Origin of the sequence: Streptomyces rimosus, from assembly GCF_008704655.1 — a bacterium.
GTDB lineage: Bacteria > Actinomycetota > Actinomycetes > Streptomycetales > Streptomycetaceae > Streptomyces > Streptomyces rimosus.
The window spans coordinates 2216397-2241658 of sequence record NZ_CP023688.1 but is presented as its reverse complement, the minus strand read 5'-3'; the positions used below and the strand labels follow the sequence as shown (position 1 = coordinate 2241658).

The 25262-nt window shown below is 68.2% G+C and carries 20 protein-coding genes and 1 pseudogene; 12 read left to right on the top strand and 9 right to left on the bottom strand.

Going from position 1 to position 25262, the window contains the following annotated elements:
- Positions 1 to 114: 114 nt before the first annotated feature.
- The 5 genes from CP984_RS09190 to hemA are packed head-to-tail and all read right to left on the bottom strand — an operon-like array spanning position 115 to position 5074.
- Positions 115 to 1152 (bottom strand): LysR family transcriptional regulator, encoded by a 1038-nt coding sequence (locus tag CP984_RS09190; protein WP_050507237.1) that lies wholly within the window; start codon positions 1150 to 1152, stop codon positions 115 to 117.
- Positions 1153 to 1189: 37 nt separating this feature from the next.
- Positions 1190 to 2404 carry an MFS transporter gene (locus CP984_RS09185; RefSeq protein WP_043979942.1) on the bottom strand — a complete coding sequence of 405 codons (1215 nt, stop codon included), beginning with the start codon at positions 2402 to 2404 and terminating at the stop codon, positions 1190 to 1192.
- The gene (locus tag CP984_RS09180; RefSeq protein WP_003980869.1) at positions 2401 to 3483 is read right to left on the bottom strand and encodes a Gfo/Idh/MocA family oxidoreductase; all 1083 of its coding nucleotides are present in this window, start codon (positions 3481 to 3483) and stop codon (positions 2401 to 2403) included. The genes CP984_RS09185 and CP984_RS09180 overlap by 4 nt, the downstream gene beginning before the upstream one ends.
- A gap of 5 nt (positions 3484 to 3488) precedes the next feature.
- Positions 3489 to 4007 carry a GNAT family N-acetyltransferase gene (locus CP984_RS09175; protein ID WP_003980868.1) on the bottom strand — a complete coding sequence of 173 codons (519 nt, stop codon included), beginning with the start codon at positions 4005 to 4007 and terminating at the stop codon, positions 3489 to 3491.
- On the bottom strand, positions 4004 to 5074 hold the full coding sequence (hemA, locus tag CP984_RS09170) for a 5-aminolevulinate synthase (protein ID WP_197049373.1): 1071 nt from the start codon (positions 5072 to 5074) through the stop codon (positions 4004 to 4006). The genes CP984_RS09175 and hemA overlap by 4 nt, the downstream gene beginning before the upstream one ends.
- A 1687-nt stretch (positions 5075 to 6761) precedes the next feature.
- Here hemA and CP984_RS09165 point away from each other — a divergent pair.
- Both CP984_RS09165 and CP984_RS09160 read left to right on the top strand, forming a co-directional pair.
- The gene (locus CP984_RS09165) at positions 6762 to 8351 is read left to right on the top strand and encodes an AMP-binding protein (protein WP_003980865.1); all 1590 of its coding nucleotides are present in this window, start codon (positions 6762 to 6764) and stop codon (positions 8349 to 8351) included.
- Positions 8352 to 8474: 123 nt separating this feature from the next.
- Complete coding sequence (locus CP984_RS09160; protein WP_176564538.1) at positions 8475 to 10103, top strand: HAL/PAL/TAL family ammonia-lyase; 1629 nt, start codon at positions 8475 to 8477, stop codon at positions 10101 to 10103.
- 216 nt (positions 10104 to 10319) lie between these two features.
- On the opposite strand, the pseudogene CP984_RS09155 reads toward CP984_RS09160, so the two are convergent.
- The 3 genes and pseudogenes from CP984_RS09155 to CP984_RS09145 form a co-directional block, all read right to left on the bottom strand.
- Positions 10320 to 10499, bottom strand: a pseudogene (locus CP984_RS09155) (CorA family divalent cation transporter); the annotation flags it as partial.
- Between the two features lie 120 nt (positions 10500 to 10619).
- Positions 10620 to 11618: an isopenicillin N synthase family dioxygenase gene (locus tag CP984_RS09150; protein ID WP_030183545.1), complete on the bottom strand. Its 999-nt coding sequence runs from the start codon at positions 11616 to 11618 to the stop codon at positions 10620 to 10622.
- 181 nt (positions 11619 to 11799) lie between these two features.
- A complete protein-coding gene (locus tag CP984_RS09145; RefSeq protein ID WP_078575294.1) occupies positions 11800 to 13080 on the bottom strand; it encodes an ATP-grasp domain-containing protein in 1281 nt (426 codons plus the stop codon).
- An 801-nt stretch (positions 13081 to 13881) separates the two neighbouring features.
- Between CP984_RS09145 and CP984_RS09140 the strand changes: the two genes are divergently transcribed.
- The 9 genes from CP984_RS09140 (at position 13882) to CP984_RS41220 (ending at position 23273) form a co-directional block, all read left to right on the top strand.
- On the top strand, positions 13882 to 15210 hold the full coding sequence (locus CP984_RS09140) for a Rieske 2Fe-2S domain-containing protein (RefSeq protein ID WP_030183551.1): 1329 nt from the start codon (positions 13882 to 13884) through the stop codon (positions 15208 to 15210).
- Between the two features lie 532 nt (positions 15211 to 15742).
- Positions 15743 to 16477: an MmyB family transcriptional regulator gene (locus CP984_RS09135; protein WP_003980859.1), complete on the top strand. Its 735-nt coding sequence runs from the start codon at positions 15743 to 15745 to the stop codon at positions 16475 to 16477.
- A gap of 71 nt (positions 16478 to 16548) precedes the next feature.
- Positions 16549 to 17820 (top strand): MFS transporter, encoded by a 1272-nt coding sequence (locus tag CP984_RS09130; protein WP_226048632.1) that lies wholly within the window; start codon positions 16549 to 16551, stop codon positions 17818 to 17820.
- Between the two features lie 494 nt (positions 17821 to 18314).
- Positions 18315 to 19565 (top strand): ATP-grasp domain-containing protein, encoded by a 1251-nt coding sequence (locus tag CP984_RS09125; RefSeq protein WP_003980857.1) that lies wholly within the window; start codon positions 18315 to 18317, stop codon positions 19563 to 19565.
- A gap of 156 nt (positions 19566 to 19721) precedes the next feature.
- Complete coding sequence (locus tag CP984_RS09120; RefSeq protein WP_003980856.1) at positions 19722 to 20396, top strand: 7-cyano-7-deazaguanine synthase; 675 nt, start codon at positions 19722 to 19724, stop codon at positions 20394 to 20396.
- 102 nt (positions 20397 to 20498) lie between these two features.
- Positions 20499 to 20864: a 6-pyruvoyl trahydropterin synthase family protein gene (locus CP984_RS09115; protein ID WP_003980855.1), complete on the top strand. Its 366-nt coding sequence runs from the start codon at positions 20499 to 20501 to the stop codon at positions 20862 to 20864.
- A 10-nt stretch (positions 20865 to 20874) separates the two neighbouring features.
- On the top strand, positions 20875 to 21609 hold the full coding sequence (locus CP984_RS09110; protein ID WP_003980854.1) for a 7-carboxy-7-deazaguanine synthase QueE: 735 nt from the start codon (positions 20875 to 20877) through the stop codon (positions 21607 to 21609).
- On the top strand, positions 21609 to 22199 hold the full coding sequence (gene folE, locus CP984_RS09105; protein ID WP_003980853.1) for a GTP cyclohydrolase I: 591 nt from the start codon (positions 21609 to 21611) through the stop codon (positions 22197 to 22199). Before CP984_RS09110 ends, folE begins: the two co-directional genes overlap by 1 nt.
- 804 nt (positions 22200 to 23003) lie before the next feature.
- Positions 23004 to 23273, top strand: a complete 270-nt coding sequence (locus tag CP984_RS41220; protein ID WP_176564537.1) for a site-specific integrase — start codon at positions 23004 to 23006, stop codon at positions 23271 to 23273.
- Positions 23274 to 23452: 179 nt separating this feature from the next.
- On the opposite strand, the gene CP984_RS09095 is transcribed toward CP984_RS41220, so the two are convergent.
- Positions 23453 to 24613 carry a magnesium and cobalt transport protein CorA gene (locus tag CP984_RS09095; RefSeq protein WP_003980852.1) on the bottom strand — a complete coding sequence of 387 codons (1161 nt, stop codon included), beginning with the start codon at positions 24611 to 24613 and terminating at the stop codon, positions 23453 to 23455.
- Positions 24614 to 24836: 223 nt separating this feature from the next.
- On the opposite strand from CP984_RS09095, the gene CP984_RS09090 reads away from it, so the two are divergent.
- The gene (locus CP984_RS09090) at positions 24837 to 25226 is read left to right on the top strand and encodes a cell division protein SepF (protein WP_003980851.1); all 390 of its coding nucleotides are present in this window, start codon (positions 24837 to 24839) and stop codon (positions 25224 to 25226) included.
- The last annotated feature ends 36 nt before the right edge of the window (positions 25227 to 25262 follow it).

The window sequence follows — 25262 nt, the reverse complement described above, 5'->3', positions numbered from 1 at the left end:
CGGCGCCGACAACCGGTCAAACCGCACGCCGACAAGAGTTACGACGACGACCGCGCGCGAACGCCCCTTCGCCGGCCCGGCACCCGCCACCGCACCGCCCGCAAAGGCATCGCGTCATGCCACCGGCTCGGTCGGCACCGCCGAATGGTCGGGCGCACCGTTTCGTGGTCGGGCGGCACCCGCCGTCTGCTTCGCCGCTGTGAACGCGACGCGGACCACTTTCCTGCCGTCATCGCCATGGCCGCAGCCCTCATCGGCTGTCGCAGGTCGGCCAACTGAGACCACGTCTAAGTGGCTCGCCCGCTCGCTGGCCTGGTCCTGGCGCAGGATGCGTCCGAAGGTCGCCGCGTACGGGTGGGGATTGTTGCGGGGGTAGGCATAGGTGAGGACGGCGGGTGGGGCGCCTGTGAGTGGCAGGTACAGGATGTCCGGGTCGGGGTACTGCGCGGCCACCGATACCGGGAGCACCCCGACTCCGCGTCTGGCGGCGACGGCGTGGAGGTATTCCTCGATGTTGGAGGTTTCCACGCCGACCTCGGGGGTGGCGTCGGCCGGCCAGTCCTGCGGGGTGAACGTGCCGCTCACGGTGTTGACGATGAGGCAGCGACGCCCGAGGTCGCGCCAGGTGACACGGTCACGTACGGCCAGAGTGGAGCTGCGGGAGATCGCCGCGATGTGCGGCTCCCGCAGGATCTCGGTGGTGACCAGGCGCGGATCGCTGATGGTCCCCCAGAGCAGGGCCGCGTCGACCGCACCGTCGCGCAGTCCGGCGGTGCGGTCGTCCTGGCGCACGGTGTGCACGATGACGCGGTGCTGCTCCTCCAGCGTGGCCGTCGCTCGGCGGCCACGCTGGAGGGGGAAGCCCCAGGCATAGCCGAGGCGCAGTGAGGACTGCGCCTCGGGGGGCTGGAGAGCCATTTCCAGCTGGGGCAGAAGGGCTTGGAGATCGGCTTGCAGTCGGCTCCCGTCCGCGGTGAGGCGGGGGTGGCGGGTGCTGCGGTCCAGCAGGGTCCGGCCCAGGGTCCCTTCCAGACGCTGGATGTGCCGGCTGAGGGTGGGCTGGGAGATACCGAGACGATCAGCGGCCCAGGTGAAGTGCTGCTCCTCGGCCAGGACGAGGAAACATCGCAAGTGATGCAAACCGATTTCCATGGGGTACAAACTAGCCAGTTGTGGCTGTCGTCCCAGCTCAGGGTGTCGTAACGGCATCTCCCCCGCGCCGCACGGCACCACGCACCACGGTCAGGTGCACCATCAGGGCGACCAGGGTGAGTGCGGCCGTGTAGTACGGCAGGGAGCCCGGAGCCACGCCGAGGCCCAGCACCACGCCGCCGAGCGCGGACCCGAGGCCGCTGCCGAGGTAGACGGCGGAGCTGTTGAGCGAGACGGCGACCGTGGCCTGTTCCGGCTGGGCCGCGATGAGCTGGTGCTGCTGCGGCACCTGGATGGCCCATCCCGCCGCGCCCCAGATCACGAGCGGGACGGCTGCCAGAGCCACGGCAGTGTGCGCGGCGACGGGCAGGACGAGCTGGCTGACCACGACGAGGACCAGGATCCAGGCGACCGCGGCGAAGGGCCGGCCGGTGCGGTCCACGATGCGGCCGATCAGAAGACTGCCGATGATGCCGCCCGCGCCCCAGGCCCACATGGCCCAGACCGTCTGGTCGGTGTGCGCGGCGTCGACGACGAACTCGGCGAGATAGGTGTACAGACCAAGGCTGGCGATACCGCCGAGCAGCGAGACGGAGACGATGCCGGCGACCCGGCCACTGGCAAGGGCGCGCACGCGCTGACCCAGCGGCGGCGGCGGGCTCACCGCGACCTGCGGCAGCCGCGTGATCCCGATCAGAGCGACCACGCCCAGCGCGGTGATCAGCCACAGCGTGCCGCGCCACCCCATGTGCGAGGCGAGCAGCATGCCGACCGGGACACCGATGACGGTGCCGATGCTCAGGCCGCCCATGACGGTGGCGAGCGCGCGGCCACGCCGTTCCGGAGCGGTCAGGCCCGCTGCCGTGGCGGCGGCGATGGGGGAGTACACGCCCGCACCGATGCCGGCGACCGCGCGGGCGATCAGGAGGACCCACAGGCTGGGGGCGACGGCGGTCAGGGCATTGCCGATGGTGAAGACCACCAGCGCCACGCCGAGCACCACCTTCGCCGGCCGGGCGGCCAGGAGGGTGGCGAAGACCGGCCCGCCCAGCGCGTAGCAGAGCGTGAAGACGGTGACCATCTGGCCGGCCGACGACGCCGAGATGTGCAGATCCGCCGACACCAGGGGCAGCAGTCCGGCCATCACGTAGGCGTCCACGCCCAGCGCGAACGTGCCCAGCGCCAGCAACGGGATGAACCTACTGCGAGTGTCGTCCTTCTTGGGGGTGGATATTGTCTCTGTGGCGCTCATCCGAGGCGCTCCAAGTCCGTTTCGGCGATGATCTGGCGACCGTTGGGGAAGTAGCGGGCAGGTTCGGTCACCGCGGCCTTCCGTTCGATCTCGTTGAGCAGGCGCTGCAGCCGTACGGACTCCTCGAGGCCGGCGAACGGTACGGCAGGCTGCTGCCGGTTGTGCGCGAACCGCACGGCGTCCGTGACGACGCGGCGCAGCGAGACGATGGTGCTGTGCCCTTCGGGAACCGGGTCGTGGCGGGTGTCCACCTCGCACAGCAGCTCTTCCCGGCCGTCGGCCTCGCGCCAGATCCGCAGGTGGTCCGCGTCCCACGTGGGGTTGGAGTACTCCACGGTGGCGTAGACCAGGCCGCCTTCCCGGTCCCGGAAGACGCAGTCGATCGTGCGCTGCCGGGTGACGTTGACGAAGCTGCTGTAGACGCTCACCACGGCGTCGCCCAGCTGAGCTGTCAGGGCCACGCTGTCCAGGACGTCGGGCCCGGAGACGGAGTAGTCGGAGCAGACGGCGACGGCGTCACGGAGCCGCAGCTGCCGCCCGTCGAGGTCGAGCCCCTGGACCAGGTCCAGGGAATGGACGACCTCACTGGCGACTCCGACCGTGGGCCGGTGGTCGTTGATGCGGTTCTTGCCCCAGGTGGCGTGGGCCCGCACCAGGGTCAGGCGGTGACGGTGCACATGGTCCCGAAGGGCCACGCTCGCCTCCGAGTACCGGCCGACCAGGTCCATGGCGAAGCCGGAGACATCGCTCAGGGCCGAGGTCACGGCGTCCAGGTCGTCATGCGCGGAGGTGAGGGGCTTTTCCGCCAGGACGAAACCCCGGTAGCCCTTGAGGCGCGTCAGGATCTCGGCGTGCGCGGAGTCGGTCACCGCGACGATGACGAGATCGGGCTCGAATTCCCTGAGGGCGCCTTCGACCGTGGGGAAGTAGGGGATGTCCTCGACCGTACGGTGCCGGGCGTGGTACGCGATCTCGATGTCGAGACCGAGTTCCCGCGGGCCGGCGAGGCTGCGCAGCGCGCTGCGGAAGCGCGTACCGGCGTAGCCCATTCCCGCGATCAGTACTTTCACGGTGTCCATGGGGATCAGCCCTCCCGGCTCGCGGTGACGGGGCGGTGGTAGAGGCCCTCTTCGGAGAGCTGCCAGCCGGCCCGGCGGTGGAACTCCACGGCACCGCTGCTGCTCTGCATCATGGCGACGTCGGCGCCGCGCGTGACCGCCCACTCGAAGAGCCGGTCGATCACCGCGGTGGCCAGCCCCTGGCCCCGGTCACGCGGATCGGTGACGAGGGTCTGCATCCAGGCCACCCGGCCGTTGGGCTGAGCAGGCGAGGGGGGACGCTGGTCGATGACGGAGATGGCGCACGCACGGAGCCGGTCGGGGCCGGCGGCCACCGAGACGAACACGTCCTCATGGGAGACCTTCTCCGTCAGCCAGGCCCGGTAGCCGGCCCGCCACGCCCTGCGCGCCTCGGGGGTCGTCGCGATGTACGGGAGCGATGCCTGCTCCTCGTCGCCGTCGAGCAGGAAGGCGCGCAGACGGATGAGTTCGTCGATGTCCCCCGGCTCCGCACGCCGCACCACGGTGTCGGTCGCTGTCGTCACGCTGTCCTCCTGTGAAGGCCGAAGTGGGTGAAGACCTCGTCCAGGGCGCGGACCAGGTGGGCGATGTCCTCGTCGGAGTGATTCGGCGTGACGTTGACGCGGAATCGCTCGGTGCCGACCGGGACGGTGGGCGAGTTGATGGGCTGCAGGTAGATGCCGTGCAGGTCCAGCAGCCGTGCGGCCGACTGCTTGCACAGCTCGGCGTCCCCGACCAGGACCGGCAGAACGTGCGTCGTGCTGCACGGCATCACCTCGATCCCGGCGCCCTCCAGGGCCGTACGCAGATGAGCGGTCTTGCTTTGCAGCGCGTCCCGTTCGGCGGTGGAGGTCTTCAGATGTTCCACGCTGGCGTGGCAGGCCGCCACGACCGCGGGCGGCAGTGAAGTGGTGAAGATGAAGCCCGAGGCGAAGCTGCGGACCGCGTCGATCAGGGTGGTCGAGCCGGTGATGTATCCGCCGATGACGCCGATCGCCTTGGCCATGGTGCCCTGGATGATGTCGACGAGGTGATCGACATTCAGGTCTGCGGCGATCCCCGCGCCCCGGGGCCCGTACATGCCGATCGCGTGCACTTCGTCGAGGTAGGTGAGCGCGTTGAACTCGTGCGCGAGCTTGACGATCTCTTCGATGGGGGCGACGTCACCATCCATCGAGTAGACGGACTCGAAGACGACGATCTTCGGACGGTCCAGAGGCTGGCCGGCGAGCAGCTCTTCCAGGTGGGCCACATCGTTGTGGCGGAACGTCTTGCGCTCCGCTTTGGTGCTGCATATCCCGTTGATGATCGAAGCGTGGTTCAGCTCGTCGGACAGGACGATGGGATCGGGCAGCAGGCGTAGCAGGCACCGCAGAGTCGCATCGTTGGAGCTGTATCCCGTGGGAAAGACCAGGGCGGCTTCTTTGTGGTGCCATTCGGCGAGCGAAGCCTCCAGCGCGGAATAGTGGGCGTGAGTTCCGCCGATGTTCCGCGACCCCCCGGAACCGGCTCCGTACTCATCGATCGCCCGGTGCATGACCTCGACCACCTTGGGGTGCTGCGACATCCCAGGTAGTCGTTGCTGCACCATACGGTCACCTGCTGACTGCGCCCGTCGGCCGCGCGACGCGTCGCCTTCGGGTACGCATTCGCGTGACGATTGATTTCTGTGAACGTTCGGTACTGGCCATCTCGTCTGAGCTTGTCAAGCTTTTCCGCCAGATAGCTTTCGTACATTCCCCCGCCTTGCAACTAACATGCGCACTCGAGCGCACGTGTCATGTAAACGCCGGAATTACATACAGCGGGAACCTGCCCCGCAAGTCGGCCGCCTGCATCTGTGATGCACCTTCTGTATGACGGCTGGTCAACGGAGCTGACGGCGGCACGTGAGACGCTGATCACAGCACCGAGGGCGGGTTCGCGGAGGTGCGGCGTGCTCGCGTCGGCGGGCCGTACGCGGCAGGCGTCGGGGGCTGCGCCTTGCCAAGGTTGCACGTCAGGCGGTCGGGTGGGCGTAAACGAGCGTCGATGGCCGGCAGGAGGGGCGCGTTCGGGGGGCGGGGTGTCGGGCCGGCGGGAGGGGGATGTCGGTGAGGTGCCCCAGGATCTTCACCGGGTCTCCTTCCGGCAGGTAATCGCGGCTTCTTCGTTCCGCGCGCTGGTTCAGGGCGCCGACACCTGCACCTGCACCTGCACGGTGAAGTCCACCTGGTGAAGCATCGGCGAATGCGGCACTCGTGGCCGAGCAGGGATGCCTGAAAAGGGATTCGCCAGGGGTGCCGGACGTTGGCCTCGCGTTGCCCCAGGTCGGCGCCTACTTCCTAGGCGGAGGCCCGCGTTCCCGTGTGGCGCGATGTCGCCGTGATCAGCGCCACAGGGGGTGATGCCTCATAGCGGAAAGTGATCAAACTCCCCTTGCGTCGTGGAGGAGTTGTACGCAGAGTCACGCGTCGAGGTGGCTAAAACGGTTATTTCTGACTTCGGCTCACTAAAAGTCACGTAGTGCGCCATACACTCTGATGTGGCTCAAAAACTCCCGGACATCGGACATGATGGCTTGGAGTCTTCAACGGACTGTTGTTAGGTTCCCTTCCGTCGCTGAGAAGCGACAGTGTTCAAACGGGGGACGAACCAAATGAATCTTCGGCATGCTGACCACTCGACTGGTCTCGCCATTCACTTCTGCTGCCTCACCTGACGGCACATCACCACCGCAGGCAAGAGCCGAACTTCTGCTTCCGCGCACCGCCCGCAGTCGATTCTTCCCGGCCCCGCGGGGCCGTATCACCATGAGTTGAATCGGCCGGCTGCTCCCTTACCTTTCCTCGTGTTTCCGCGTATTCGCACATTCGACCCGCCATGGGAGCGCGAACCCGATGCCCGATTCCGCCGGCCGGTCCTTGCCGAGAGGTTCCCAATGACCGGCCATGAACTCCACCTTGCCGCATTTCCGTTGGGAGGCAGGAGTGCCGCCAGCGGCTCCTGCCAGGGCATCGTCCGGGCCGACGCGCTGCGGCCAGCGCCCCCGGCACCGCTAACCCGGTGCCTCCCGGCGCGCTCGATACCGGGCGGACCGACCCGCGACGCGAGCAGTTCGGCCACTTCGTCCCGCTGACCCCACTGGGCCGGGGCGCCCGCCGGACGCCACGTCAACCATGGGCTCACCGACCCGTAACCGGGGCGAGCCCGTACGACCGTACCCATGTCCCGGCGGCTCCATGGCAGCCCACAACGGCATCCGCACCGCCTTCATATCCACTCAGCACGGGGGAATCATGAGAGAAGTCAGCGTCAGCACGGCCGCGGCCGTGCACCGATGGGCGCAGGTCGCCGGTGACGCGCCGGCCATCATCTACGAGGGCACCGAGACCACGTACGCCCAACTGAGCGCCCGCGTACGCGAGATGGCCGGCGCCCTGTCCCAGGGTGGACTGCGGGCCGGGGACCGCGTCGCCTACCTCGGACACAACAGCGCGCTGCTGCTGGAGACGGCGCTCGCCGCCGCCCACCTCGGAGCGATCTTCCTCCCGGCCAACTTCCGGCTCGCCGCCGAGGAAGTGTCCTACCTGCTCCACGACTCCGGCACCCACACCGTGGTCGCCGAGGACGGGCACCGGCCGGTCGTCGACCGTATCGCCGACGGCTCGCCGGTCCGCCGCTTCCTGCTCGGCGACCGTGACCCGCTCGTCCCGGCCGCCACCTCGGCCCATCCGCGCTGGGAGCCGCTGTCCGAGGCGGGCGGGAGCGCTCCGCGCGGCGAAGCCGTCAAGGTCGGTCCGGACGACACCGCCGTACTGATGTACACCTCGGGGACGACGGGCCGTCCGAAGGGCGTGATGCTGACCCACGGCAACCTGTGGTGGAACCACCTCAACGTGACCGGTTCCCTCGACGTACGCCCCCGCCACACCACACTCGCGGTGGCGCCCATGTTCCACATCGGCGGCCTCAACGCTTTCACCCTGGGCGCCCTGGCCCGCGGCGGCACCGTGGTCGTCAGGCGGGCTTTCGAACCCGCCCAGTGTCTTGACGACTTGGCGCGGTATCGGGTGAACAGCGTGTTCGCGGTGCCGGTGATGTTCGCCGCGCTGGCCTGCACCTCCGGATTCGCCGAAGCCGACCTGACCGCGCTGACGGCCGCGGTCGTGGCCGGGGCCCCGGTGCCGGGGCAGCTGGTACGCGACTACGCGGCCCGTGGCGTCCGGTTGCAGCAGGCATGGGGGCTGACCGAGACCGCGCCGTTCGCGACGTACCTGCCTGGACACCTGGTCGGCGACCACCCCGACTCGGCCGGCTTCCCCATGCCGTACACCGAGATACGGCTGACGAACCCCGAGACGGGAGCCACCGTCACCGAAGCGCGGGTGCCGGGGGAGGTCTGCGTCAGGGGGCCGCACGTCACCCCGGGCTACTGGAACAACCCCGAAGCGACCGCGGCGGCGTTCGACTGCTCCGGCTGGTTCCACTCCGGGGACATCGGCTACCTCGACGAGGGGGGACTGCTGCACATCGTCGACCGCCTCAAGGACATGATCATCAGCGGCGGGGAGAACGTCTACCCCGCCGAGATCGAGCGGGTACTCGCCGCGCACCCCGACGTCCATGACGTGGCGGTGGTGGGTGTGCCGCACCCCAAGTGGGGCGAGACCCCGATCGCGGTGCTGCGCCAGGACGGCGCGGCGCCCCGGCTCACCATCGAGGAAGTCCGCGCGTACGCCGGTCAGCGGCTGGCCCGCTACAAGCTGCCGACCGCCGTCAGCCATGTGGAAGCCCTGCCCCGCAACCCCAGCGGAAAGCTCGACAAGGTGGCTCTGCGGGCCTGGGCGCTGAGTGAGTACGAGACCGCCGGACCGCTCAACCACTGAACCATCGCCCCGGCGCATTGCTGGGCCAACTACGTACTCCTTATCGCGGGTTCGACCACATACCGGCCCATCGCGCCTACCGAACCCGCGTCACCACTGCGTCACGGAAGAGAAATGCACACCATGGACACTGCCCTGGCAGCCAACGACAAGGCCGAGCTCCTCATCGACGGCCATACGCTGACGGTGGCCGATGTCGTCAGCGGCGCCCGCCCCGCCGACACCACTCGCGTCCGCGCCCGGCTCGCCGAAGGCGCGGTCCAGCGCATCGAGCAGTCCCTCGCGCTCAAGAACAAGGTCATCGAGGCCGGTCTGCCCGTCTACGGCGTCACCTCGGGCTTCGGCGACAGCAACACCCGGCAGATATCCGGCCTCAAGTCGGAGGCCCTGCAGACCAACCTCATCCGGTTCCTGTCCTGCGGCATCGGCCCCGTCGCCACCCCGGACGTCATCCGCGCCACCATGATCGTACGGGCGAACTGCCTGGCCCGGGGCGCCTCCGGGATCCGTACCGAGATCCTCGAACTGCTTCTGGACTGCCTCAACAACGATGTGCTGCCGCCCATCCCCGAGCGCGGCTCGGTCGGTGCGAGCGGCGACCTGGTACCGCTGAGCTACGTGGCCGCGCTGCTGACCGGACAGGGCAAGGCGCTGCACCAGGGTGAGGAGAAGGACGCCAGCGCGGCACTGGCCGACGCCGGTCTCGGTGCGGTGGTGCTCGGGGCCAAGGAGGGCCTCGCGCTGGTCAACGGCACCTCGTTCATGTCGGGTTTCGCCACCCTCGCCGTCCACGACGCCACCGAACTGGCCTTCGCCGCCGACCTGAGCACCGCGCTGGCCTCCCAGGTGCTCCAGGGCAACCCCGGCCACTTCGTCCCGTTCATTTTCGACCAGAAGCCGCACACCGGAACCCGCACCAGCGCCCGGACCATCCGCGAACTGCTCGGCAACCCCGAGGACTGCGACCCGTCCGTGGACCCCGAGGGCGCTGCCCTGACGGAGTCCGGTTTCCGGCAGCTGGAGGAGCCCATCCAGGACCGGTACTCGGTGCGCTGCGCGCCGCATGTGACCGGTGTGCTGCGTGACACCCTGGACTGGGCGAAGAACTGGGTCGAGGTCGAGATCAACTCCACCAATGACAACCCGCTGTTCGATGTGGAAGCGGGCATGGTCCGCAACGGCGGCAACTTCTACGGAGGCCACGTCGGTCAGGCCATGGACGCGCTCAAGACCGCGGTGGCCAGTGTCGGCGACCTGCTGGACCGTCAGCTCGAACTGATCGTCGACGAGAAGTTCAACAACGGGCTCACTCCGAACCTGATCCCGCGGTTCGACGCCGACAGCTGGGAGGCCGGGCTGCACCACGGCTTCAAGGGCATGCAGATCGCCGCCTCCGGCCTCACCGCCGAGGCGCTGAAGAACACCATGCCGGCGACATCGTTCTCCCGGTCGACCGAGGCCCACAACCAGGACAAGGTCAGCATGGCCACCATCGCCGCGCGGGACGCCCGTACGGTCGTGGAACTGGTCCGCCAGGTCGCCGCCATCCACCTCCTGGCCCTGTGCCAGGCGGCGGACCTGCGCGGTCAGGAGTGCCTGAGCGCTCCGACGCGCGCCGCGTACGAGCTGATCCGCTCCGTCTCCGCCACGATGGACGGTGACCGGCCGCTGGCCCGGGACATCGAGCTCGTGGTCGGCCTCATCGCGTCCGGCGAGCTCCGCCGGGCCGTCGAGGACGCCGGGCGGGACTGATCCGTCACTTCGCGAGGGCCCGCTGAGAGTGATGGACCTGCGAATGCCTTCGGTGATGACCATGCGCTGACAAGGGCGGCTACAGCATTTGCTGCAGCCGCCCTTTCCCGGCTGGGCTCGTTCTCCCCGCATTCTGCCCAGCGGCTTGAAGAAGGTGCGCCGTGCGCCCTTCCCGCGGAGTCCGACCCGCAACGTACTCGCGCCGAACCCGATGACTCAGAGCCAGTCCCGCCGCTTGAAGATGACGTACAGGCTGGTGCAGACCACCGCCACCAGCACGATCGCGAAGGGATAGCCGAACGCCCAGTGCAGCTCCGGCATACGGTCGAAGTTCATGCCGTGAATCGTGCCGACGAGGGTGGGGGCGAAGAGGATGGCGGCCCAGGAGGAGATCTTCTAGAGGTGACGAGGCTGACCAGGACTCAGGCCGGGCGCGCGGGGGTGACAGGGCGCGAGCGCCCAGGGCCCATGCCGCGGCTGACGGCCGGTCGCAGGACGCCCACCGTCCGGCAGCGGTCACCAGGTGGGGTGGTGGCGGGCGATCAGTTCGGGGAACCCTCTGGTCAGGCCCTTCATGACGTTATCGCCGTAGCAGGCGAACAGGGGGTTGTCCGGGTCCACCGTCACGCCGCCGGCGGCGCTGACGTACCGGCTCGGCAGGGGCCGGACCGACGCCTCCAGACGAGGGCTGTAGAAGAACGGCATGGAGTACCGGTCGACCCCCGGGGCCGGGCGGACGACCCGGTGAACGGTGGCCTTGAGGTATCCGCGCGTGGCGACCTCCAGCAGTTCACCGAGGTTGACCACGAACGCGTCCGGCAGGACCGGGACGTCGACGAAGTGACCGTCCTCGACGGCGACCTGCAGCCCGCCTTTGTCGTCCTGCACCAGCAGGGTGAGCAGTCCGTAGTCCTTGTGGGTGCCCGCGCCGTCGCCCTTCGGGACGCTGCCCGCCGTGGCGTCCGGCCCCGGGTAGTGCAGCAGCTTGAAATGGATCTGCGGCTCCGGGGTGACCACATCATCCAGGAAGCCCTCGGGAGTCTCCAGGGACTCCAGGATGAGCCTGAGCATCCGGTGCGAGAGGCTCGTCAACCGGTCCATCCATGCCAGTACGGCCGGCCGCAGCTCCGGCAGGGCGGCCGGCCACTGGTTGGGGCCGACCAGCCACTGGTAAGCGGGCTCTCCCGGGCCGGGGCTCCGCGCCGGGCGCTCGGGACCGATGTCCAGCTGCCGGCGCTGGTCCGGGATGCCCCGGGTGCGCTCCCGCCCCATCGCGGAGTAGCCGCGGAAGTGCGGGGAGTTGAGGACGTCGAGAGCCGCGTGCTCCGACTCCGGCAGGGAGAACAGCCGACGCGTCAGGTCGAGCAGCTCGGCGGCGCCGGTGACGCCGTGGCCGGTGAGCTGGAAGAACCCGATGTCGTGGACGGCGGCCCGCAGCCGGTTCAGGAACCCGGCGCGCGCTTTCGGGCCGTGTTCGCTGTCCCGGAGATCGATCACGGGAATCGCTTCTGGCATGGAGTGCTCCTGGTTTCTCGATACGGTGGTGAACCTCACCACTGCGTTACGGTTCCGGACCGGCCCGCACGGAGGCGGCACGCCGGGACGGGGAGAAGAGAGAGAAGGCGGGGCAGTTGCAGGGGCGTGGGAACAGCCCGCGTCGACCAGGTGTCCGGCCGACGCCGTTGTCGATGCCCCGTCAGGACAGCGGAGTGCCGTGCAGGGTCACCGCGTCGGCCGCCCGCTCCAGTGCCGCCGCGCAGTCCCGCTCCGTCCCGGCGACGGCGACGAGGAGGGCATACCGGGAGCGGGAGTCGCCCGGCGGGTACAGCCGCAGCTCCCGGCCCGGGGCCGTCAGCACCCGTACTTCCCGGATCTCGGGCGGCAGCCGGTCCTCCGCGATCTCGACGGACTCCACCCGTACCTCCCTTTCGGGATACAGGAAGCGGACCGCGGCCGTTGCGGAGGCCCCGGACGTCCGGAAGTCCGGCGTGGCGCCGACCGCCAGATCGGCCGCCAGCAGGCCGATCTCCAATCCGGTGACCAGGCCGCCGAGGTACGGGACACGGCCGCCGCCGATCCGTGCGTTGATCTCCACGACCTTCGGGCCGGAGGAGGTCAGGCGCAGCTCGGTGTGGGTCACCGTGTCGGTCAGGCCGACGGCGGTGTGGGCTTTCTGGACCACTTCGAGCAGAACGTCGTCGGACAGCAGCGGGTCGTCCGCCCGGACCGTGTGGCCCACCTCCTGGAACCCGGGGGCGTAGCCGAGCTGCTTGTGCGCCACGAACAGCGCCGTGACCTGCCCGTCGCGGCAGACCGCCTCCACACTGATCTCGGGTCCGTCGAGGAACTCCTCCACCAGGGTGGGCCGTGCGTACCGGGGCACCTCGTCGAACCAGATCCTGCCCGCCTCCTGGTAGGCCCGTGCCAACTGCCGCTCGCCGCCCACGTAGGTCACTCCGCAACTCGCCGAAAGCGCCCGGGGTTTGACCACCACCGGATAGCCGATCCGGGCTGCCGCCTCGCTCGCCTCGGCCAGACTCGCGACGGCTGCCGACCGGGCCTGCGGGACGCCGGCCCGGTCGAGCGCCTTCCGGCCGGCGTACTTGTCCCGGCACGCCCTCACGGCCTCGCGCGGGCTGGTACGCAGCCCTAGCGCGGTCGCCAGCTCGGCGACGGCCTCCACGCGCGTCTCCTCGTAGGTGAGCACACCCGCGAATCGCTCGGGGTGGGCCCGGACGGCGGCGGTCATCGCCGCGACGTCCAGGGTGTCCACCACACCGAACGAATCGATGTAGGGCTTTTCCCAGGAGGGAGGCGCGGGGCACAGCAAATGCAACCGGTATCCGGACGCCATGGACCGCAGTACGTAAGCGCGCCAGTGCTCGCTGCCGCTGCCTACCAGCAGCAGGAGCGGCCGCCCCGAGGAACCGGCCGAAGAACAAGCCGCATCAGTGGTGTCGGTGTTCGCTGTCGGCATGTGGGCCGGTTCCTCCGTCGTGTCATGCGTGGGGCGGCAGGCGGGGCGAGTGGTGAGGGACGGGGGCTCCTGACGCTGTCCACCCGTCGGTGGTGGACGCATCGGCCGGTGACGGGCCGGCCGTGGGCGCCTTGGCCCCGGCCCCATCGTGAGCGCTGTGGGCCCTTGTCCCAGGGCACTCACATCATCACGTGACCGGCGGGCGTTATCCACCCCCGCGTTTTACGCCGAATGGGCGCCCACTCTATTTGGTTCGGGTTCTCTTCCCGGCAGAGTTGACGGGTGAACCGAGGAAGCGCGCCGCCCTTCGCCGGAGAAACGCATCTGCGCCCACCGTTGGGGGCAGGCGGCAGCAGCACACCCCGCACGGAACGCGCAAGGCGAATTCGACCGTCACTTCTTCGGTGTAAAAGATGCACGTGGACAACGCTGCCCGGACCGAGTGAAGATGACGAACGGACAGGGGCCGATACTTCAATGCCCGCCAGGCGCACCATTACTGCTTCGACAACTGTTCTTCCTCCGGCAACCGTCACACCACACCCGCCGCATCAACGCCGCGGTGCCGCTCGCCGTCGCACCACCGAAGCCGCGCCGTACGGGTCGACAGGTGCTCACTCAAGTCCACCAAGCCAGGTACCGCGTGTTCCGATATCGAGGCCGAGCGGCAGCGCTCCGGGGCTGTTCCCACTCTTGCGCGTCGGCTCTTCTTCTCTTCCGGGGTCCGACGGGGGCGCCTTGACAGGGCGGATGCCCGGCTGGTGCCCCCACTCCGTGCACGTCGTGAGCGAAGGAGTACCCATGCTCTCAGCGGACAAGAACCGCATTCTTTCCCAGGTTCAACGCGGTACGCGAATGGGTGAACTGCTGCGCAGATATTGGCATCCGGTGGCGCCGGTCCTGGAGCTGACCCAGCGTCGCGTCAAACCCGTACGGCTGCTGGGAGAGGACCTCGTCCTGTTCCGCAAGCCGGACGGCAGCCACGGCCTGATTTCCCGGCGCTGCCCGCACCGGGGCACCGACCTCGGTATCGGCTGGGTGGACGGTGACGTGATGCGGTGCGCATACCACGGGTGGGGATTCGATTCCGAAGGCCGTTGCACGAGCCAGCCGTTCGAGGAGACGGGCCCGTCCGGCGGATTCCGCGGCAAAGTCGGCGTCACCGCGTACCCCACCACCACGCTCGGCGGGCTGATCTGGGCCTATCTCGGCCCCGCCCCCGCGCCGCTGCTGCCCGACTTCGAGCCGTTCACCTGGGAGCACGGCTTCGTCGAGATCATCATGACGGAACTCCCGTGCAACTGGTTCCAGTGCCACGAGAACAGCATGGACCCCGTCCATTTCGAGTGGCTGCACCAGAACGGGAACGCCGTACGCAGCGACCCGGAATCCCCCACGTATGTACCCCGGCACCTGTCGATCGACTTCCTGGAATTCGAGCACGGTTTCGTCAACGGGCGGGTGGTGGAAGTCCCCGAAGTCCGCCCGACAGGTTCCTTCTCGAGCACGAACGACGTGACCGACGGCGGGATCCTCAGCCTGTGGCCCTACACCCTCGCCTCCGGGAACACCATCGAGTTCCGGGTGCCGGTGGACGAACGACGCACCCTCAATTTCACCTGGCAGTACTCCGTGCTCCCCGACGACGTACCGCCCGGCCGGCAGGATCCCGGCGCGATTCCGTACTGGTACGGCCCGCTCACCGACCCGGCGACCGGTGACATCATCACGTCGCACACCGGGAACCAGGATTTCGCCGCGTGGATCGGACAGGGAACGTTCGCGGACCGGACCGTCGAGCAGCTGGGGCGCGGCGACAAAGGCATCACCCTGCTACGGCGGAGGTACTTCGAAGCGATGCGGAAGGTGGCGCAGGGGGAGGACCCGCCGGGCACGGTGCGCGACCCCGCGGCCAATGTCAGCATTCAACTGCCCCTCCTCGGCAAGGCCCGCTACACACAAGGGGTACCGCGCGAGGTTTTCGAGAAGAAACTCGCTGCCCGCAAGAAGAACGGGCTCCTCGGGATCGGCGGATTCTGGGCGGTGCAGGCCGGGCGGCCGAGCCACCTCCAGAAGGAGTACGACGAGATCGCGGGCGTCGTACGGAAGGCACCTGCCGGCAGCGTGTGACGCCTTTCGCGCAGGCGTCACCCATACGGACCATTCAGCTGCCCGAGTCACTCACCCGGATCATTCACCACAGTGACTCGGCCGGCGAAAGGGCACCCTCACTACCCGGGCTGAGCGGCCGTCGGAGGAGATGATGACAGCGAGGATCCCCACAGGCGGGTGCATGGCTGTATCGCCGTGGTCTCTCCGCCGGCACGACTCATGGGGGGTTCGAACGACACGCCCCATCGGGGAGTCGAATGATGTGAGTTCATCGGGCTGTCCGGAACCACTGACGCCGCTTCGAGGTCGCTCCGCGTCACGTGTCTCCGGAGAGCGGCATCACGAGAGGACGGAGATGAATGCGGAGGCACTGCGGTTGCTCCTCACGGAGCGGCGAGCCTCAGTAGCGCCGGAATCCCATGGCCTCACGCGGCCCAGGGGAAAGGGCCGACGTGCCCCCGGTCTCGCCCAGCACCAGGTCGATCTCCTGCTCAACCGGGGCTGGGGGACCTATCAGCGTCTGGAGTCCGGCAAGTACCGGAATCCGCCCGTGGACTTTCTGCGGGACCTCGCCCTGCTGCTGCGGCTTTCCGAGGTGGAATGGGTGGCCCTGTGCCGCTACGCCGGCATCGGCGACCCGCCCAGGCCCCTCACGCCGCAGTCCGGGCAGGAGGTGCCCCAGGTGTGGCAGGAGGCTGTCGCCGGAATGACCCACGCCGCCTGTGTCATTGACGCGTCATGGAACATTCTTGCCCATAATCAGCCCTTCACCGATATTTTTCCGTACGGGAAACGCCCCACCAATACGATGCAGTGGATGCTCTTCGACGGTCGGCCCCTGCTCACCGACTGGGCCACCACCTGGGCACCGCACCTCCTACCCCTCCTGCGGGCCGATCTGGCCGCCCGCCCCGACGACAGCACGCTGCGCCGGTTCGAGGCGGCCGTACTGACGGATCCCTGCGCGGCACCCCTCTACGAGACCGCCGGTGTGGCCGTCCACCCGGACGAGGACAGGCGTCCGCTGCAGCATGCGCGGAGCGGTCCGGGCTGGGTCAAGATGTGCATGGCGCAGCCCACCACCTCACCCGGCACCCGCCTCATCATCCTGATCTTCACACCCTGCGCGGGAGGTCCGGCCCGTCCGGCGAGTGGCGTCTGCGACTCGGCCACGTCGGTGGCCGGACGGATGGCCAGGCCGCCGTGTGGCGACAGCCGGCCCCCGCGTGACGCGCCGGCCCGAGCCGCGGAGGATCTCCGCGCGATACTCTCCGCCCACCGCTGAACCGTCGTTGCGGGCCACCGCTCCCGAACGTGGTGGCTGTCCGTCTCCCCTCCGTACCAGGGATCGAGCCGATGTCTGCTGCCCCGGAAGTGTCCGCCGCCCCGGACGGCCGTGCCCCACGGCGTCTGCTCTCCAGTTACCGGGACCTGATGGCGGTCCCGGGCTTCTGGAGGAACGCGCTCGTCGGAATGATCTCCAAACTCCCGCCCAGCATGGTCACGTTGAGCCTGCTGCTGTTGGTCGGCCGGGACTACTCGTACGGCACCGCGGGCCTGATGGTGAGCGGTTCGGCGATCGGGCAGGGGGTGACGGCACCGCTGCGCGGACGGCTGATCGACCGGTACGCGCCACGTCCGGTCCTGCTGGGCTGCCTGACCGCCTATCTGACGGTGACCGCGCTGCTGCTGTTCATGGTGCGGACCGGGGGGCCCGTGCCGGTGCTCCTGATCACCGCGGTCGGTCTGGGGGCCACCGCCCCGCCGGTCGCGGTCATGATGCGCTCGGTGTGGTGTTCGGCGGGCGAGGGGGCGACGCTGACGACGGCCATGGCCCTGGATTCGTCCATGATGGGTGCCGCGCTGATCACCGGCCCGGTGCTGGCCGGCTGGCTGAGCCTGTCGGTGTCGCCCGTCGCCCCGTTCTTCGTCACCGCGACGCTGACGGCGCTTTCGGTCCTCCTCCTGCTGGTGGACGCCACGGCCGCGCCGCGCTCCGCCGCCGGCGCCGGGAGGCACTGGCTGGGGCCGCTGGCCTCACCCCCTTTGCGGCGGCTGCTGGCCGCGAGCGGACTGTTCGTGACCGCCGTGACCGCCGTCGACGTGCTCCTGCCGCTGTATGCCAAGGAGCACGGCGCCGGCGCGTACACCGGTCTCTACCTCGGCGCACTGTCCGTCGGCAGCGTGGTGGGGAGCTTCGGTCTGGGGGCCGTACCCGACCTGCTGGCCCATGGACCGAAGGCATTCGTCCTCCTGATCGTCTTCGTCCTCGGTACGGGAGCGCTGTGCCTGGGCACGCGGCTGTCCCCGGAGATGGTGCTGCTGCTCTGCCCGGTGGCCGGGCTGGCCATCGGTTCCACGTTCGGGACGCTGCGGACGATCGGCGGCGATCTCGCGCCGCCCGGCCGGATGACCGAGACGATGTCCTGGCTCAGCAGCCTCGATCTGGCCGGGGGTGCGGTCGGCGCCGCGGTCTTCGCGCATTTCGCAGCCGTCCGGGGAAGCGGGACGGCACTGCTCGTGGTGCCCGCGGTGGCTCTGCTGGCCGCGGTGTTCGGCTGGGGTGCGCGGACGCGTGCGGAGCCGCTGACGGCCGACGCGAACGGCTCCGGTGCCACGCGCGGCTGATGGCGCAGCTCCGGTGTCCGCGGGGTGGGCCACGAGGCGCCGGCGGTGTGTTCGTGCGTGCGCGCCGCGAACTCCCCGACCTCATGAACGGCTGCAGAAAAACCGTCCTCCACTGACCCGATAAATGGGACTAATAAGGTGGAGAAAGGCGGGGAACGATAAATACAGAGGATTCTGTTTTATCGCTCTCCAGGAAACCTGTGCGCGGGCGCGGTAGGTGCGTCGGTAACAGCGCGGACCCGTTCGCACCGTCGGACGGCATCAGCGGCATTCCGTCCTCGCCTCCCACACTTGCCACCCGGAAGAAACCGCGTGCGGTGCGCCTCGGCCCGAAGCGGCTCGCCACCTGCTGCCTCACAGCCCGCTGCGCACGCCCGCCCGGGCGCGGCGACCGCCGGATGACGTAACGAGCGTCCCCCTGCCCCGCGGAGCTTGCACGCCCGGGGGCCCGGTGTCTTGTCATCGCTGTTCGAAACGACGGAGGTTGACTCCCCATGTCCAGCATCGTCGTCCTCAACCCGGTGAAGTTCGGCCTCCATTACAAACGGGCGGTCCAGGCCAGAGGACACCGGCTCATTTCGCTCTACTCCTTCAGTGAGGAGTTGCTGGAAGAACGCTGGCCCCGCCATGCCGATGGTGACGATGTCTCCCTCTACAGCCGGGACTTCGATGGGATGCTGAATGAACTGGAGCCGTATCGGGACGACATCCGCGCGGTGCTCTCCGGCAGCGATGCGTCCGTCGACCTCGCCGACCGTCTGGCCCACACGCTCCGCCTCCCCGGCAACTGCGTGGAACTGGCCCATGCCAGGAACCACAAGGACGCGATGCGCCGGGTGGCCGGACAGGCGGGGCTGCGCATCCCCCGGTACCGGTTGGTCACATCGATCGCGGACATCCCCGCCGCCGCGCACGAGGTCGGCTTCCCCGCCATCGTGAAACACACCTACGGGGGCGGGTCCCACGGCGCCGTGCTGCTTGCCGACGATGCGGCGCTGGCCGGCCTGGACCGCCTGGTGAAGTTCGACCACTTCCGTGAGCCGGTCCGCAAGTGGCTGGTGGAACAGTACATCCGCGGCCGGGAGATCGCCGTGAACACCATGAGTTACGACGGGCAGCACCAGATCATCGACATGTGGTTCTACTCCCAGCCCGACGACTCGGACTACGACTTCCCCTACTGGAACAACGTCCAGATCAACCGCGAGGACCCGGACTGGGACCGGGTGGCCGCCTTTACGCACGAGGTTCTGGATGTCTTCGGCGTACGTATCGGCCCCGGGCACACCGAGGTGAAGTGCAACGCGGACGGCGTATACCTGATCGAGGTCGCCGCACGCCTGGCCGGCGGTCCCGTCACGGAAATGTGGCTGGCACACAGCGACTTCAACCCCTACTACGCCGATATCGACTGCCGTACCGCCCGGCGCCCGGAAGCGCTGGGGCAGCACATCGCGTTCGACGCGGCCTTCGGCGCGATCGCCGTTCGCAACGAGGGCGCCCCGGGAGTCCTGCGGGAGATCAAGGGGCTGGACGCGTTCTCCGCGGGCCCGGGTGTCGAAAAGATACTGGTCGCCTATGCCCCCGGTGACTGGGTCCCCACCACGGACAGTACGACCAATATCCCGCTGGGCGCGTGGGTGTCCGGTGACACCGTGGCCCAAGTCCGTGAGCGAATGTACCACTTGCGCGATCTCGTACAACTCGATATCGACCGGGAAGCGGGCGGGCCTTCTGATGCTTGACTTCCGCAGCGACATCCTCACCAGGCCCCGCCCCGGGGTGGCCGCGAGCAACCAGATTGCTCCGCGGCGGTGCGCCCTGCCCACGCTGCTCGGCCTGCGGAAGACACCCCCGCGGGAAAGAGCGACGTACGGACACGAACGGAAAAGGAAAGGCCGATGACGTCGGCCAAGACGCTGGTCGTCCTGTCCGGCGGCATCGACTCCGTCGTGCTCGCCCACGCCTGCAAGGCCGAGGGAAGAGAAATATCCGCCATCGCGATCGACTACGGCCAGCGCCACCGCAAGGAACTGGAGTACGCGGGGCGGGCCGCCGGAAAGCTGAACATCGACCTGACCGTCGCCGATCTCGGCGGCTATTCCCGGCTGATGCGTGGCTTCTCCCTGACGGACGCCGATGTCACGGTTCCCGACGAGCATTACACCCGTACCGGAAGCGTCAATGTCGTCCCGAACCGCAACCCGGTCTTCATGACGGTCGCCTACGCCCATGCCGTACTGGCCGGAGCGCAGGAAATGTGTCTCGGGTTCCTCGCCGAGGACGCGGCCACCGCGCCGGACACCTCGCCCGCGTTTCTGACGGCGTTCAACGCGATGGAAGCCCGAGCCCTGGAAGGGCTCGCTGATCCACCACCCCGTGTGACCGCCCCGCTGATCACCCTGCGCAAGGCCGACGTTCTGCTCCTGGGCACGGAGCTCGGCGTCGACTGGCGCGAGACTTGGACGTGCTTCAAGGGCGAGCGGTTCCACTGCGGAAGCTGCGCGTCCTGCCACGACCGCCGCAACGCGTTCGCCGAAGCGGACCTACCCGACCCGACCCGATATCAGAGGTGAACTCCGCTTCCGGCGAACCGGGAAGACCAGGAGAAGCCGAGCCCATGCCGGCCGAAACGGCCTGACGAGTATCGAGAGACCAGAACGGACGGAGTTGCACCCATGTATGCGATCACCAAGGAATTTCACTTCTCCGCAAGCCACCAGCTCGGCGCCCTGCCGGCAGGACACCAGTGCGCCAGAACGCACGGCCACAACTACCTGGTGGTTCTCGAACTCCGCTGCGACGACACGGAACTCACCGAGCCCGGTTTCGTACGCGACTACGGGGAACTCGACGAGTTCAAGCACTGGCTCGACGCGACCTTCGACCATCGACACCTCAACGACGCCGTCCCCGGAATGAACCCGTCCGCAGAGAATCTGGCCTGGTGGGTCTATCACCAGTGGGTCGAGCGGCTGCCGGAACTGAGCTGTGTACGGGTATCGGAAACGCCCCGGACCTGGGCCACCTACCGTGGGAAGTAAGAACGGTGCGATGAGCCGGCAGGAGACGACACGCGGCCGGAAGATCGTCGTCAATGAAATCTTCGGCCCGACGATTCAGGGCGAGGGCCCCTCCATGGGACGCATCTGTTCCTTCGTCCGGCTCGGCGGCTGCAATCTGACCTGTACCTGGTGCGATACGCCGTACACCTGGGACTGGACCGGGCAGAGCAACGAGGGCACGGCGTACGATCCGAAGGCCGAATTGCACGCCATGCACGTCGTCGATGTGGCGGACCGGCTCAGGGCCATGGATGTCCGGCTGGTCGTCATCTCCGGTGGTGAACCACTCCAGCAGCAGCAGACCGTGACGCTCCTGTGCCACATGCTGAAGGAGAGCGGGGTATCCGTCGAGATCGAAACCAACGGGACCATCGCGCCATCGCCCGCATTGACGGCGACGCAAGCCCGCTTCAACGTCTCGCCCAAATTGCGGCACAGCGGTATGGGGCCGGAACGGACGGTGGTACCGGTCGCGTTGCGGGCCCTGAACGCCACCGGTGGCGCGGCTTTCAAGTTCGTCTGCCGTGGCCCGGCTGATCTCGAAGAGGTCGACGCCATTGTCGCGCGCCACGGCCTGGAATCCGTCTGGATCATGCCGGAGGGGCAGGACCAGGAGACGCTGACCCGCCATATGTCGTCGCTCGCCGACGCCGTCGTCGCCCGGCGGTGGAACATGTCGACCCGTATCCATGTGCAGGCGTGGGGGAACCGCAGGGGTGTGTGATGGTGAAAGCCGCCTGGGAAAGGCAGGAAGCGGTCGACGTATCCGTCGACGCCGTCCGGCTCGAAGAGCTGGCCCGGCAGATTCTGATCGAAATCGGGGAGGACCCCACCCGCGAAGGACTCCGCGAGACTCCGCGACGTTATGCCAAATGGTGGAAGGAGTTCGTGGAGTACGACGCCGGAAAGGTGGATACCCTGTTCGAGAGCAGTACCCTGGGCCAGACGGTCATGGTCTCGGGCATGACCGTCTGGTCGTTGTGCGAACACCACTTGCTTCCGTTCAGCTGTGACCTGACTGTGGCCTACAAGTCCGGCGGGGTACTGCTCGGACTCTCGAAGTTCGCCCGTATCGCGCACAAGCACGCACACAAATTGCAGGTACAGGAACGACTCGTGGTCGACATCGCAGACGAGATCTCCGACATCACCGGGACGAATGACTTGGCCGTGATGGGGCGGGGTGAACATCTCTGCATGACCATGCGCGGTATCCGTACGCCTTCGACGATGTCGTCATCCATTTTCCGTGGGGTGTTCGACCAGTCGGAGCGTGCCCGGGCGGAACTCTTCGCCCAGCTCGGGGTGAAGTGACCGCGGTCGGCCGCGGGGCGATGGCCGGGGACGCGGTCCCCGCGCGTACGGGGCGGCCTCCTGTGGCCGCCGACGCCTGGCCGGCTCGGGGGCGGGCGACCCAGCGCGGCCGGTACTCCGTCGGGCAGGTGGCTGTTCATGCCCCGGCAGCTGGGCCCAACCGCCTCGGTGAGGCCCTCTGCGCCGGCCTCGGGCCAACCGTCAGCGACCAGTTCGACAATGAGGTTCCCGGACGAGAGAAACACGTGACATCCCGTGCGGTCGGCGGCCTCCGAGCCGAGGGCTACCGCTCCGCCGAAGGCCGGGGCGCTCAGCGCGGGCCTTCGGCGGAGCGGGTTCGGCGGGGCGCGGGTGGGTGCGTGAGTTGCCGCGTTGCACGGACGCCGAGGGGTCTCCACCCTGTTCGGGTTCCGTCGGTGCCCGTTCCGGGGACCCGACGCCGTGTTTCGAGGTGACAACTTACCTCCCAGGCCGAGTAGTCGTCCGCGATCCCCCACGTCCTGATCGTTTGTATGTGTCCGGGGCGGACGGCGCACCGGCCTGAGTTGCGTCACCCATCCCCGCATTCCCTGTCATTTCCCAGGTGCAGCTCTGCTGACTGCCCCGGGCTTCGTGTCTTGCGGCCCTGGCGCGGCTGATGGGTACTTCACCTTGCCCAAGGGCGGCAAGACCCGGATTGCGGATATGCCTCAGTCGGTTGCTTCCGAGCCGGCCGAGCACTTCGCAGAGCATCCTGTCCCTTCGAAATCGAGTTGCCCTGGGGAGGGCCCCGAGCCCGAGCGGGAGGCGAAGACGTTCCCCCTGATGTTGACCACGACTTACGGTAACGCTGTACGCGCCGACATCTTCAACGTCGAGGTCTGGAAGCCAACTCTGGCTGCGGCCGGTGTCATCCCCGTGCGGGAAAAGGGCGGACGGTGGCGGGTTTCCCGGAAGGACGGCTTCCACGTCCTTCGGCATACCTATGCCTCGATTGTTCTCGAAGCCGGCGGGTCCATGGTCACGCTGGCACGTTGGCTCGGTCATTCGAGCCCTACCATGCTGTCCTTTCGGTTCGGTCATCACTCTTGGTGACGTAGGGCGTTCGTCGCCGGGCTGGATGTGATCTGGTGAGTGGCGATCCACGGCTGTCTCGGCCGGAGACCGGCCGAGCTCATTCTCCCCGGATTCTCCCCAGCGGCCTGAAGGGGGCGCGCCGCGCGCACCCCGCTGCGGTGTTCGACCCGCAGCGCGCTTGTGCTGACGCCGATTACTCAGAGCCAATCCCGGCGCTTGAAGATGACGTACAAACCAGTACATACGATCGCCATCAGGACGATGGCGAAGGGGTAGCCGAGTGCCCAGTGCAACTCCGGCATGTGATCGAAGTTCATGCCGTAGATGGTGCCGACCAGGGTGGGGGCGAAGAGGATGGCCGCCCACGAGGAGATCTTCTTGATCTCCTCGTTCTGTTCGAAGCCGGCTTCCGCCAGGGCTCGCATCTCGGCGTTCTGTTGCTGGTTCACCAGGGTGGCGTTGACGGTGAGGATGTCCTGGAGGGCCTGGCGGAAGCCGTCGACGCGTTCGGTGGTGTGGGTGGCGTGGTCGGCGACGTCGCGGAGGTAGCGGCGGAGTTCTTCGTCGATGCCGTATTTCTCGAAGCCGGCGGTGAGGCTTTCCAGCATGCCGTTCAGCGGGCGGGTGGCGCGCTGGAATTCCACGACCTCGCGGGAGAGCTCGTAGATACGGCGGGAGACCCGCGGATCGCCGCCGAAGACCTCCGTCTCGATCTCGTCGATGTCGTTCTGGACACCGGCGACCACCGGCGCGAAATCGTCGACGACCGCGTCGAGGATCGCGTACAGGACCGCCTCGGGGCCGCGCTTGAGCAGTTCCGGGGTGGCCTCCATGCGGCGGCGCACGGAAGGCAGGTCGGGGGCGCCGCCGTGGCGTACGGTGATGACGAAATCGGGGCCCACGAAGACGTGCAGCTCACCGAAGTCGACCTCTTCGGGATCGTCGAGGTAACGGGCGGCACGCAGGACGACGAAGAGCGTCTCGCCGTAACGCTCCAGTTTCGGCCGTTGATGGGCCTCCAGCGCGTCTTCGACCGCCAGCGGGTGAAGGTCGAATTCCGAGGCGAGGGTGACCAATTCGGAGGACGACGGCCGGTGCAGGCCGATCCAGGCCATGGAACCGGCAGTGGTGCGCAGGTTACGGAAGGTGTCGGCGAGAGTTTCGTGGGTACTGAGGCGATAGCCGTCGCGGTAAAGCGTGGCGTTGATGACACTGCCGACGGATGCGGAACCGGTATCCGGAGCCGGAGCGTCCGGCGCGGCGTCCGCCGGCGGGGTGGTGGACGCGGTCCGCTTCTTCGCGGGCTTGCGCAGACCGCGCAAGGCGCGCAGCCCGCGGCCGGGAGGATCAGTGCTCATGGCGGAACCGACCTCCGTGACAGATGGGGTGAACAGGAACACGGGAACTCGACGCAGGATATATGCCCAGGGTGACGCCACTGCTCAGTGGCCATGGTGCAGGATGGAGGGAGCAAGTGACGCCATCCGTGTGTCGCACCCGAAGACGTATATGCGGGTATCCCTACAATTGCGCGATGCAGATACCGAAGTTGTTCAGTGCCCCTCCGGGAGAGGTGATTCGGTGAACCGGCCCGACGCCACCGACGAACAGTGGGAAGGGCTCGCCGAGGTCGTTCCCCTTCGCAGCGGCAGTGAATGGCCTTCATGGCCCGACCACCGTGCCCTGCCCGAGGAGGAACCGGGCGAGGAGATGCGGCGGTTCGTCGTCATCCGGGTGCAGACCTTCGCCGACGCGCGCGAGGTCGCCGAGTACCTGATGGCGCAGATCCCGGTGCTGCTCGACCTCAGCAGCGCCGACGCCGACGTGGCCAAACGCATCCTGGACTTCTCCAGCGGAGTCGTCTTCGGGCTCGCCAGCGGCATGCACCGGGTCGACACCAACGTCTTCCTGCTGACGCCCGTCGGTACCGAGGTGGCCGAGCCGCCGGCCGGTGCCGTACCCCGATCGTAGGAAGGCTTCCCAGCCGTAACGGTTTTGCGTGCGCCG